This window comes from Brevibacillus nitrificans, from assembly GCF_003710965.1.
GTDB classification, from domain to species: Bacteria; Bacillota; Bacilli; order Brevibacillales; family Brevibacillaceae; genus Brevibacillus; species Brevibacillus centrosporus.
The window spans coordinates 112,985-124,735 of record NZ_RHHU01000001.1; the positions used below are offsets into that span (position 1 = coordinate 112,985).

At 50.2% G+C, this 11,751-nt stretch carries 13 protein-coding genes and 1 riboswitch; of the genes, 6 read left to right on the forward strand and 7 right to left on the reverse strand.

Annotated features, from left to right (window positions below):
* Positions 1–80 precede the first annotated feature (80 nt).
* Positions 81–557, forward strand: coding sequence for a DinB family protein (locus tag EDM59_RS00535; protein WP_122921846.1), 477 nt, complete (start codon positions 81–83; stop codon positions 555–557).
* A 350-nt stretch (positions 558–907) separates the two neighbouring features.
* Here the strand turns inward: EDM59_RS00535 and EDM59_RS00545 are convergent, their stop codons facing one another.
* Positions 908–2,242: a PhoH family protein gene (locus EDM59_RS00545; protein WP_122921848.1), complete on the reverse strand. Its 1,335-nt coding sequence runs from the start codon at positions 2,240–2,242 to the stop codon at positions 908–910.
* 176 nt (positions 2,243–2,418) lie between these two features.
* On the opposite strand from EDM59_RS00545, the gene EDM59_RS00550 reads away from it, so the two are divergent.
* Positions 2,419–3,039: a YhcN/YlaJ family sporulation lipoprotein gene (locus EDM59_RS00550; protein ID WP_122921849.1), complete on the forward strand. Its 621-nt coding sequence runs from the start codon at positions 2,419–2,421 to the stop codon at positions 3,037–3,039.
* A gap of 36 nt (positions 3,040–3,075) precedes the next feature.
* On the opposite strand, the gene EDM59_RS00555 is transcribed toward EDM59_RS00550, so the two are convergent.
* The 3 genes from EDM59_RS00555 to EDM59_RS00565 form a co-directional block, all read right to left on the reverse strand.
* A complete protein-coding gene (locus tag EDM59_RS00555; RefSeq protein ID WP_122921850.1) occupies positions 3,076–4,263 on the reverse strand; it encodes a trans-sulfuration enzyme family protein in 1,188 nt (395 codons plus the stop codon).
* The gene (locus EDM59_RS00560) at positions 4,260–5,423 is read right to left on the reverse strand and encodes an aminotransferase class I/II-fold pyridoxal phosphate-dependent enzyme (protein ID WP_122921851.1); all 1,164 of its coding nucleotides are present in this window, start codon (positions 5,421–5,423) and stop codon (positions 4,260–4,262) included. The genes EDM59_RS00555 and EDM59_RS00560 overlap by 4 nt, the downstream gene beginning before the upstream one ends.
* Positions 5,424–5,517: 94 nt before the next feature.
* Positions 5,518–5,636: riboswitch (SAM riboswitch) on the reverse strand.
* An 82-nt stretch (positions 5,637–5,718) separates the two neighbouring features.
* The gene (locus EDM59_RS00565; RefSeq protein WP_122921852.1) at positions 5,719–6,177 is read right to left on the reverse strand and encodes a pyridoxamine 5'-phosphate oxidase family protein; all 459 of its coding nucleotides are present in this window, start codon (positions 6,175–6,177) and stop codon (positions 5,719–5,721) included.
* Between the two features lie 147 nt (positions 6,178–6,324).
* Between EDM59_RS00565 and EDM59_RS00570 the strand changes: the two genes are divergently transcribed.
* On the forward strand, positions 6,325–6,654 hold the full coding sequence (locus EDM59_RS00570) for a DUF5665 domain-containing protein (RefSeq protein ID WP_092267721.1): 330 nt from the start codon (positions 6,325–6,327) through the stop codon (positions 6,652–6,654).
* A 9-nt stretch (positions 6,655–6,663) separates the two neighbouring features.
* Here EDM59_RS00570 and EDM59_RS00575 read toward each other — a convergent pair whose 3' ends face one another.
* From EDM59_RS00575 to EDM59_RS00585, 3 genes are all read right to left on the reverse strand, one after another.
* Positions 6,664–8,070, reverse strand: a complete 1,407-nt coding sequence (locus EDM59_RS00575) for a hypothetical protein (protein ID WP_122921853.1) — start codon at positions 8,068–8,070, stop codon at positions 6,664–6,666.
* 170 nt (positions 8,071–8,240) lie between these two features.
* Entirely contained in the window at positions 8,241–8,513 is a 273-nt protein-coding gene (locus tag EDM59_RS00580) for a hypothetical protein (protein WP_122921854.1), read from the reverse strand.
* A gap of 10 nt (positions 8,514–8,523) precedes the next feature.
* On the reverse strand, positions 8,524–8,850 hold the full coding sequence (locus tag EDM59_RS00585; protein WP_122921855.1) for a YlaH-like family protein: 327 nt from the start codon (positions 8,848–8,850) through the stop codon (positions 8,524–8,526).
* A 230-nt stretch (positions 8,851–9,080) separates the two neighbouring features.
* Here EDM59_RS00585 and EDM59_RS00590 point away from each other — a divergent pair, with 230 nt between their 5' ends.
* The 3 genes from EDM59_RS00590 (at position 9,081) to EDM59_RS00600 (ending at position 11,709) form a co-directional block, all read left to right on the forward strand.
* Positions 9,081–9,560: a glutathione peroxidase gene (locus EDM59_RS00590; RefSeq protein ID WP_122921856.1), complete on the forward strand. Its 480-nt coding sequence runs from the start codon at positions 9,081–9,083 to the stop codon at positions 9,558–9,560.
* Between the two features lie 279 nt (positions 9,561–9,839).
* Complete coding sequence (locus EDM59_RS00595; protein WP_122921857.1) at positions 9,840–10,784, forward strand: hypothetical protein; 945 nt, start codon at positions 9,840–9,842, stop codon at positions 10,782–10,784.
* A 115-nt stretch (positions 10,785–10,899) separates the two neighbouring features.
* Positions 10,900–11,709 carry a CsxC family protein gene (locus tag EDM59_RS00600; protein WP_246010844.1) on the forward strand — a complete coding sequence of 270 codons (810 nt, stop codon included), beginning with the start codon at positions 10,900–10,902 and terminating at the stop codon, positions 11,707–11,709.
* The last annotated feature ends 42 nt before the right edge of the window (positions 11,710–11,751 follow it).

Below are 11,751 nucleotides of genomic sequence, written 5' to 3' on the forward strand. Positions count from 1 at the left end.
ATGGACGAAACCGTTTTCCTTGGGCGGATTTTAAGGTAACATGGACGCATACCACCATTTTAAGGAAAGGGGTTTTTTCTATGTCTAACAGCTCTTACATCTGGGATTCTTACGATCTGGTACGCAACATCACCCTGTCCGCATTGAACAGTGTTTCTGAAGAGGTGGCTGACGTCATACCTGAAGGCTTTAACAACAACATCCGCTGGAACTTCGGGCACATCCTGTTTACCCAAGACTTCTTCATGTACGGCCCAAGCTGTCCGAACTTGCCTGCAAACTATGCAGCCCTGTTTGCACCAGGCACCAAGCCTGCAAACTGGGAAGGCGACGTTCCTTCCTTGGCGACTCTCGCGGGGCAATTGGAGGAGCAAAAGGCTCGTCTCAAAGAAACCTTTGCTGATCGTTTGGATGAAAAGCTGTCGCAGCCATTCCAGCTCGGTAACAAAGGAACCATGAACACTATTGGCGAACTGTTTACTTTCTCCTTGTTCCACGAAGGAATGCATATGAACGCGCTGGGTGCTTTGAAGAAAGCAACTACTACAGGAAAATAGGCATGTCTGCAAAGCAAAAGCCCGGGAGTACGATCCGGGCTTTTTTTCTTTCCTGGGTTAACCGCGCTTTCCGCAAAAATGAAACCGCCCCCAAGAAGGGAGCGGTCCTTGTCGAGCCCAATTGCTTATGGGGTTTTACCGGTTATTCTCTTTGGCACTTCAACCTCCACGAGAGAGTTTGCTTTACCGTAAGAATCTAGGCTGTTCCACCAACGCGACTTTCGCCGACTGCTTGTTCATGTGTATCCACGGATATTCGCCTCCTGCAAGGCTTTACGCCGTTTAAACCATGAATCATCGGGCTCGACAAACCTATTATGATCCCATTTCTCCAAAGCTATACACCTTTTTTACAAAAGATCGGCAGCGAGCTGTGCCAGCACGCTCCGCTCGCCTTTTTCCAGCTTGATGTGCCCCGCCAGCTTTTGATCCTTGAACAGCTCCACGACATAGGTTAAGCCATTGTTGCTCTCATCCAAGTACGGATGGTCAATCTGTTCCGGGTCTCCCATCAGCACGATTTTAGAGCCATCGCCAACGCGGGTCAGGATCGTTTTCACCTCATGCTTCGTCAGGTTTTGCGCTTCATCAATAATGATGAACTGACCTGGGATAGAGCGCCCCCGAATATAGGTCAATGCCTCTACCTGCAAGCTCCCCATGCCCGCCAAAATTTTATCCAAATCTCCAGGACGTTTCGTATTGAACAAGTATTCCAGATTATCGTAAATCGGCTGCATCCACGGCCTCAGTTTTTCTTCCTTCTCGCCGGGCAGGTAGCCGATGTCTTTTCCGAGTGGAACAATCGGTCTTGCAACCAGAAGCTTTTTGTATTTTTGCTGATCCTCAATTTGCAAAAGTCCTGCGGCCAATGCCAGCAGGGTTTTTCCTGTTCCGGCCTTGCCAGTCATGGTGACCAGCGGGATATCGTCTCGAAGCAATAGCTCTGTCGCCATTCGCTGCTGAACATTCCGTGCTCGTATTCCCCAGATCGGGTCGTCATCCGACACGAGCATCTCCAATGTTTTGCCATCTGGATCGACCTTGCCGATCGCGGATATCGATGGGTTGATCTCATCCTTTAATACCAGGAATTGATGAGGATAAAACCGGTATTTTGGGAAACAAGAGGCAAGCTGCAGCCTTCGCGTCGCATAGTAAGATTTAATGATCTCGGAGGCGACCATCATTTTCTGATACCCCGTATAAATGCTGGAGAACTCACCTACCACGCGATCAGAAAGGAAGTCTTCCGCTGTCAGGCTCAGCGCATCTGCCTTGACACGCATCAACGCGTCCTTGCTGACGAGAATGACGGGGCGGGGGTTGGGAGAAAGGTTTTCTTCTTCTTGCAGATTCAATGCGACAGCGAGGATGCGATTGTCGTTCGTCATTTCGGTAAACTGTTTTTGCAGCTGATGCAGCGAAGAATGATTCAGCTCCACTCGGAAGAGCCCGCCCGTTTCCAGCGTGATCCCTGTGTGCAAGTGTCCCAGCTCACGGAAGCTGTCAAAAAGCCGCGAAACGTACCGTGCGTTGCGGCCTATTTCATCCATGTACCGCTTTTTGGAATCGATTTCTTCCAACACCACTGCGGGTATAACAATTTCATTGTCGGCGAAGGAAAACATCGCCCGTGGATCTTGCAGGAGTACGTTGGTGTCCAGTACGTAGATTTTCTTCAAAATCTCGCCTCCTATTACCCATCTTATATACCCTATGCAATTTTTGGAGGGATGCTCTGGTGCGGCGACGTGATGTACTACAGTTTATGTTGACGGATACACAGATAGACGGACCTTTCCCAGAATGAAAACAAGCTGGCTGGAACAAAATACTCGTAACTGCTGGGAAAAGGAGAATGCCTGTGAAACGGACTGTTACCTACTACCTTGGTATTTGCGTGTTGCTCACCGCATGCATGTCAGGCAATAAACCGCCGGCCAACCAGGCTGCGCCACCGCCCAACCAACAAGTGCCCCATACGCAGCGCGTTCAGCAAACCGCGCCGCAGCCGACGTATAATCAATCCTCGCAAGCGACAGCGGATCGCCTCGTTCAGCTGGCGACTCGCGTGAAAAAGGTAAACGGTGCGACTGCTGTCGTAATCGGAAAAATTGCCGTCGTAGGTATCGATGTGGATGCGAGTCTGGACCGGCCAGAAGTGGGTATCATCAAGTACACTGTAGCTGAAGCGCTCAAGGAGGATCCTCAGGGGGCAAATGCGGTCGTAACGGCTGACCCTGATATCGTCCAGCGCCTCCGGGAAATGACGGCAGACATTCGCCGCGGCCATCCTGTTTCCGGTTTTGCCGAAGAACTGGCGGATATCGTAGGACGCATCATTCCTCAACTGCCTCGAGATGTACGCCATCGTGAGGAAACACCTTCACAAGAAAATGAGCAGCGCATCAACAAAAGCAACAACTCGCATCCAACCGGGAACAAGAACATCAACGTCAATCGAACAGGTGCACCTTAAACGCATGCAGCAAAAAAAAGGCATTCGCCCAGGCTTTTACGCCCGGGAGAATGCTTTTTCTGATGGCGCCGCCGCCTTCAAAGAAGGCAGGGAGTCCAATGCTTGCTGCAGATCCAAAATCAAATCATCCACATCTTCGAGTCCAGCCGATAGACGGATCAGCCCGTCGGTAATCCCGCGCTGTGCTCTTTCCTCTGCTGGCATCGAAGCATGGGACATCGCTGCCGGGTAGGAGAGAATCGTTTCAACGGCACCCAGGCTCACAGCGACGATCGGCAGCTTCACCCGATCAAAAAGCGCTTTTGCCCGTTCGCGGCTCCCTACGTCAAAGGAAAGCACCGCACCATGACCACTGGCTTGCGCTTCCTGGATCTCATGGCCAGGATGCTCAGCCAAGCCCGTGTAATAGACGCGCGTGACGGCAGGGTGTGCCTGGAGCCAATGCGCGATTTTTTCTGCCGTACGGGTGCTGACATCCAGACGCGCTTTTAATGTTTTCAGACCGCGCATGACCAGCCAGCAGTCCTGTACGCCGAGAATCGCCCCCATGCCGTTTTGTATAAAGTAGAGCTGCTCTCCCAGCGCTGCATCGCGTGTAACAGCCAAACCAGCTACGACATCACTGTGACCCCCGATAAATTTTGTCGCGCTGTGAATGACAATATCTGCCCCCAGCTCCAGCGGGCGCTGATAATACGGGGTCAAAAATGTGTTATCCACGATGACCAACAACCCGTTTTCTTTCCCAATTTGACACACAGCCGATAGATCTGTCACCTTCAGCGTTGGATTGGACGGTGTCTCCAAATAGATGCCCTTCGTCGTCGGCTGGATCGCAGCCCTGACGGCTTCTGTCTGCGTAGAATCGACGAACGTGACAGTGATCCCCATGCGGGACAGCACTCTCGTCAAGAAGCGGAATGTGCCGCCGTAGACATCCTCTGCTACGACGACATGATCTCCAGCGGAAAAAAGCATGAACACGCTGGAAATTGCAGCCATACCGGAAGCAAAAGCGAAGCCTCTCTCTCCGCCCTCTAGACCTGCAATCGCCTGTTCCAAGGCTTCGCGAGTCGGATTGCCGGACCGTGCATAATCGAATTTGCCTGGCTGATCCAAATCAGCCTGATGAAACGTAGAAGCCTGGTAAATCGGTACCGACGACGCGCCTGTAGCCGGATCAAAGCACGATGTGCCATGCAGCACTCTGGTTGCAAAATTCATCGTACACTCCCCCCAACCGTCAAGCTCGCATCCAGCGCCTGGCACAAGTCTGCAATCAGGTCATCCGGATGCTCAATGCCTACAGACAGGCGGAGAAGACGGTCGCATACCCCTACATACTCGCGAATCTCCAGTGGGATGTCCGCATGTGTCTGCGTCGCCGGATATGTACACAACGATTCAACCCCACCCAGACTTTCTGCAAAGGATACGATTTGCAAATGCTTCAAAAACGGCTTCACCTGATCCGCTGAGCGTACCCGGAAGGAAACCATGCCACTAAATCCACTCGACTGCTTCACCTGCACCTCGTGTCCCGGATGATCCACCAGCCCAGGATAAAAGACTTCCGTTACGGCTGGATGCTCTTTCAGCTTGTTCGCCACGGCAAAGGCATTGGATTGATGGCGTTCCATGCGCAGTGCCAGAGTCTTCATCCCCCGAAGCAGAAGCCAGCTGTCCTGTGGACCTAAAACCGCTCCGATGGAATTGTGCAAAAAACGGATTTTTTCCGATAACTCTTGCCCTTTTGTTACGATCAGACCTGCCAGCACATCATTGTGTCCACCGAGATACTTGGTCGCGCTATGCAGAACGATATCTGCTCCCAGTTCAAGTGGGCGTTGACAATAGGGAGTCATGAACGTGTTGTCTACGATGGTCAAGAGACCGTGCCGTTTTGCAAGCAGCGCCACTTCTCCAATATCCGTAATCTGAATCAGCGGGTTTGTCGGTGTCTCCACAAAAATGGCTTTGGTTTCAGGCTTCACAGCTGATTCCAGCTCTGCCAAGTCACGCAAATCTACATACGAGAACGTCAATCCGTAACGGGACAAAACCTGTTCAAACAGTCGATATGTCCCCCCGTACAAGTCTAGTGAGACAATCAAATGATCGCCTTGGGAAAACAAGCCCATGACGGTGTGGATGGCCGCCATTCCGGAAGCACACGCGAAGCCGCCATCGCCTGATTCCGCAGCCGCAATCGCCTCTTCCAGAACCACACGTGTGGGATTCGCTGTTCGCGTATAGTCAAACCCTGTGCTTTCCCCCAACGTCGGATGGCGATAGGCCGTTGAATAGTAGACGGGGAAATTAACCGCCCCCGTCTTTTCGTCTTTCCCTACGCCCGCTTGAACAAGTTTTGTTTCCAAATGCATCTGTTTTCTCTCCCTCCAATAGTGTAAGAGGGGCATGAAAAAAAGCCCCTTTCCTCTGAAAGAAGGCTTTGATTACGTCGCCGTAAGCAAGACCTTCTCATCTTTCAGAGTTTGATAACTCTGCAGGAATTAGCACCATTATCTCCCTGTATATTACAGGTGATTGGTTGCCGGGCATCATCGGGCCAGTCCCTCCGCCTCTCTGGATAAGAAGATTGCTATTCAATTTGATTGATCCTAATACTAACGGATGGGCATCTTCCTTGTCAACAGGATTTTCCACCTAGCCCCTTCGCTAGTTTGCGTTTTTCAAGGCTTCCATCACTTGATTGTCCAGCTTGGCCGCTGCATTTTTATCGTATGTCTTTTCGTATTGCGGCTCTACAGAAATACGAGAACCATAGAACATGATGTCCCGCACTGCTTCAATGGCTATTTCCACCATAGCCAGCTTGAGCGGAACACCTTCGAGCCTTTCCGATTTCACGACCGCCTGACCGTTGATCGCATAAGAGGAGCCAGCACCGATCAGATGCAAAACAACCTGCGGCTCTTTTGTAATATTGGTTAAGATGCGCGATCGGTTATCCACAGCAAAGCGGATCAAATCGCTAGACGCCGCATAAGTCCAGGACAAGGAACTGAGGGCAGGAGAACCCGACTCGTGATCGATGGTAGCCAGCGTGACAAAACGCTCCTTTTGCAAGAGCCCATACAATTCTTCTGACAGGGATCGGGAAACGGTTTCAGCCATTTTGCTTGCCTCCTTGTAAACGTAACGTACGCTTATTGTACCCTCCTGGAAAAGGATTAGGCAAACGTTTCCTCTTTGTCTTGCTTCTCCCTCTTTTTTTCCCTAAACTGGAAGAAATCCAAACGACTGAGAAATGGAGGTTACCTGATGACTCCCACTGACCGCTTGCTTACCCAAATTGACCAGTTGCTGCAGGAAATCAAAGAGGTGCGCAAACTAAACGAGCGTATGGATAAAATCGCCATGTTTCTCGAAGATATACGTCTCGCAGATATCGTCCAAAACTATACAGCCCCGCGCAAGCTGCTCTGGATCAATTTCCTCGCAGGTCTTGCCCGGGGTCTGGGTCTGACGATAGGAACGGCCATCGTGCTTGCGCTGCTTGGCTCGCTCCTGTCTCAGTTCTTATCCATACCGATTATTGGCGATTACATAAAAGACTTGGTAGATTACGTACAATCCTACAAGCAGCCGTAAGACCCATGATTAATCGTCGTCACGGTCTTTCCGGGCATCATCATCACGTTCGCGATCATTCTCCTCGGCATTTTGCTTCGACCACTCGCCCTGCTTTTTCCAAAAGCCATACGCATTCCCATTCGGATAGTGGTCAAGCTTCCCTTTTTCCTTTTTATCCTTTGCTTCGTCCTCATCGTCGCGTTTTTCTGCTTCCCGCTTCAAAATGTCAGCTAAGCCCTTGATGTTGTTTGTTGCGAACGCAGCCTGTTTCACCAGCTTATCGTTGACGTACAGCTCCAGACGAACAGCATCCTCCTGAAAGCTCAGGTTTTTCAGAGGAAGCTTGAGTGTGTATTCCCCTTTGTCATTTGGCTTCACTTCTTGCTTTTTGCCATCCAGCTTCGTCACCATCAGCTTGATGCCACTATTCTTGGCCCAGCCTACGACATTGCCTTTCACTTGGATGCTTTTGGTTTTCATATCCAGAGCGGCTGCCCCGGATAGCGCGTAGGTTTTCACTTCTTCTTTGGCTGGCTGATTGATAACCTCGATGTTCAATGTCTCGGAATCACGCTTTTCATCGTCCACGTAAACATCGAGCGTAGCCTTGCCTGTCGTGCCTTTGACGTTTTTCAGCGTAATGCTGTAGCTGCCCACACCGTCCCACAGCTTTTTCACTTTCCCTTCGCCTTTTACCCCATCGATCGTCACGACAACTTTATCTACATCCTGCTTGACGATCCCTTTGACTTTCAGCTCCCCTTTTTTCGCGTCGAGCACAGCCAAGCTATGTATGATCAGTTCTGCTTCTTCCTCCGCTTGCGGGATTACCTTCACTTTTTCACTATCCACCAGCACACTGCCGGCGTACGCACTGACCGTAACGTATTGCTCACTTGCTGTGTCTTGAGAAGCAAAGGTCACGGTAAAGGAATGCTCGCTAGTCGGAACGACCTCGATATTATCGCCATTCGGTTTTTTCACAACGACTTTGGTCACATCTTTTGTCACGATGCCTTTGATGTACACCTTATTGCTTTTGGTTTGCCCACTGACGCTGACGATCTCCTCTTTTTCATCCGTAAAACGAACCTCCAGCCAAATATCGCTGTAGTATTGGTTGTAAATTCGCTCCCACTCATCTTTGTTCTCTTCCATATATGTTTGCAATTTTGTATTCAGTTTCAGTTCATCCACGATGATGTACAGATGCTCCGCCTGAGTTTTGAGCAGCATGTTCAACGTTTCCGGATCGTTTTTCGCCAATTCTTTCAGGTTGTAGCGGGTGACTTCCTTTCCTGCCTCGTTCATGACCACTTTGGTTGCACTCGGTGATCCAAACGAGCTGGCATTCGCGAAAATCGGAGTCAATGCCCCAATAATCCCTGCTGCCGCCACTACCGCCAACACAGGCTTTTTCGTTATCTTTTTCATAGTAGTTCCCCCTCTTCGTATGCCAATAATCCCCTGCTTGACGTAAAGCACATTTACAGACGATATACTCGTTCAATAGGTTGCATAAACAAGAAAACCGCTTCTTTAGGCCTAGAAAGGAAACGTAAAAAAACCTTCCAGATCCTCTCCGGAAGGTTTCGCACGCTAGCTTATTGATTGTATTTAGGCTCACTCTCGATGGCATGGAGCAGTGCCTCCACGAGCTCTGCGGGAAAGCGGCCTTCCCACTCGGCCGAAGCTACTTGGCCAAAGACGATATACCAGGCACCCTCGATCCGGTAGCCCAGTCCCGTCATTTGATGATCCTCGCGCAACAGCTCCAAAAAAAACGAGGCCGTATCTTGCGCCGACCGATCATCTGGACGTGCATCTGCTACGACTTGTATTTGTATCCAATTAAAGAGGGCGTCATCTCGCTTCACTTCATTACCCTCACTTTCTCTGTGTTTGTTCTGGTTTGATTCTAAGCTTCACGATCACGAGAATCAAAATGGCTACCAGCATCGCGCTCTTAACCGGAAGCTGAACATCCAGGATGGCAAATATCAATGCTCCTGCAAACAAGAGGACGTAGAGTAATATCGTTTTGAGGATCGGCATGCGAATCCTTGTCGCGAAGCCAAGATAGTAGACTAAAACCAATTGCACAAACAAAATCCAGGCCCGATTGTGATCCGCCCATAAACGAAAGCTGTCAAAGGCAGAAAGCTGATCCGGGTTGGCAGGAACGTAGGTTGACGCTAGTTGAATCCAATCCATTCGAATAATTCCTCCTGTTTCGCACACGACCAGATGTCTCGTGCAAGCCGTGGATGTAGATTTCTCCGCGGCTTCGTACTTTCGAGCTTGTACCCTTTTCTACCAAAATCTATCCATTTAACTTTATCAGGTGGCGTATTTTCTGTCAAAACCTGTTACACCTCATCGCTGGCTAGCGAGCAAATGGACATGGTATGATGGCTTTGAGAATAGAAAAAGGTGGGAAAACAATGAGCCTATATGACGTAGCAGTAAAAACGATCTCCGGGGAAGAAACCACGCTTGCGAAGTACAGGGGCAAAGTGCTTTTGATCGTAAACACCGCGAGCCAATGCGGCCTGACGCCACAGTACAAAGGCCTGCAGGAGCTCTACGAACGTTACCAGGAGCAAGGCTTGGTCGTGCTCGGCTTCCCGTGCAACCAGTTCGCAGGGCAAGAACCGGGCAGTGAGGACGAAATCGCTCAATTCTGCGATAGAAATTACGGCGTTACTTTTCCCCTTTTCGCCAAGGTAGACGTAAACGGTCCAAACACTCATCCTTTGTATCAGCACTTGAAATCAGAGGCTCCGGAAGGAAACGGCGAGGACATCGAGTGGAACTTTGGAAAATTTCTCGTCACGAAAGAAGGGCAAGTGGCCAAAAGAATTGGGCCGCGCGTCCAGCCAGAAGAGATTGCAGGCGATATCGAAGCTCTGCTGCAAGCTTGATTGACCGACACGATCAGCGTACGCCCCTTCGCCTAGTATCGAAGGGGTTTTTTTCTGCCTAATCCGGAAGATTTGTTGGATTTCCCACGACAGGCGACTATACAGAATTACCGGCAAGTGCGTATGGATAGTAGTAAGACATTCGCACAAAAACCTCATTTGATAAAAAGGACGGTGATCACATCGAAACGTGCAAATTCCCCTAAATCGAACACCGCTCCCCCTCTTCGTTCTTTCGGTGGCACCCACCGTCCTTTACCGGATCGGGTGACTTCTCATGTGAAAGCAGATAAACGAAGCACCAAGCTGCCAGGCAGCCGCCAAAGGAAAACGCAGGTGCAAAAGTCCGTCCATAAAAAGAGTACGAGACAGATAAACCGCTCAGAGAATGGTCATGACTACCAGGAAGAAGACGAAAACGAGACCACCATCGCACCAGCTCCTAAAGATCATCGGGTGCTTCCGCCATCCCCTCCTTCCGTGCAGGTGCCAAAACATCTTTTACGTTCCGATCCCAAACAGCCCGTAGAGGATTTATCATTACCCCCATCTGCACCTGAGACTATCACTTCTGAGCCCGAGCATCCCCTCCCTGTCAGCTCTGAATCTGAAGTTCTCCCGTGTCTTGTCTCTTCCTCCTCCCTATCCAGCACACCAGCTGTCGCTTCGAAAAACGATGCCGTCATTTACCCGCAAATCAAATATGCCAAGAAGCCTGGGAAAACCCTGATTTATACAACCGTGCTAGATGAGATGTGGGAGGTTCATTGGGAGCAGTTCGTCCAGGTGAAATGGAATCATAACTGGTCGCAGATGCATTGTGAGGCACAGATGATCGTAAAGGACACCCGGCATGATGAGAGTGGCTCCATGCTGTGGATCCATGGTGACTTTATGCTCATCGGAGTCGGCACGACCACATCGGATTCGATACTTCGCCACGAAACCGTCCATCTCCCTTTTTCCTCGATGGTCCTGCGTCCAGCCACTACGTCTGTCAAAAGCACACCTGCATCATCCATGAATCTGCCACCCATTCCGATCGAAAAATGGGTACAGACGGGAGACTGGCGTGTAGATTGGCTGGCAAAGCCGTTTCACCAAGATGACGCTGCCAGTCATGAAGAAGGAATCATTCAAATTCAGGGACGTGTATGGTGGTTCCAAAAACAGCTGTTTCCCATCTATGCTTCCATTCCTATTTCCCCAGCGGACGAAGCCTAGTGCTTGCACAAAAAGGGCGAATAGCGCTTGTCATTCGCCAACGCCATTTCCTTGGGCAAGCCATATCCTATCATGTCGAGGGATAAGTCATTCTACGATGGAGGAAATGGAAAGCATGGGAAAACACGATGACGATAGACACGAACACCATAGATCCTTCTGCGATTGCGATCATGACGACTCACATCACTCGCATGATCATAAACCCAAACCACCGGATCAATCCTGTAGTATCGCAAATGTCCGCACGTTCGGATCGGCGATGAGTGAGACGATCTATCCGAAGACGATTAAAGTACCTGTCACACTTGCCGAGCCTTCTGTCATTGTATGCGTCGAGGCAGAAGTCCGGCTGGAAAAACCTGCTCTGGAAATCAAACGGGTTCTGAAATCAGTCATTTTAGAACAATGCGAGCTGGTAAACACGTTTGATCCGCACAAGGCGAAGCTGTTTGTGAGGGGCTTTATTCGGAAAAATATTGAGTACGCCACCGTAGACACTGCTTCTGACCGGACTGTTTGCGGAGATATACGGCATACCACTGCGCTCATCCCCTTTGATTTCTGCACAGACCTAACCTTTCCAACAGCAGGCCCAACCTTGCAGCTGGCACCCGATTTCTCCTCGTCCGGCCAACTTCTGGACTGTTCGGGCCACGGGGCACAGCTGAACGCAGCACTGCTGGGGAATCGCCAGGTTTATAACAACAAGCCCTATTGCCAGCTCGTTTTTGCTGAATTCACGGAGCTCGATATAGGTCGGCACTTGAAAACGGTCAATTGCTATGAGAAAACGTTTTCGGTCCTGCAGGAAAAAATCGTCATGAAGCTGGGCTTAAAAGTATTGCAGGAGCAACAAGTGCCGATTCCGACACTTTGTCCACCTCCTCCGCCCCCGCCCCCCTTTCATTGCCCGAAAAAATAATCGGTGGATTCGCTGCAAAAAGAAAAAGCCGTTTGTCCCTGA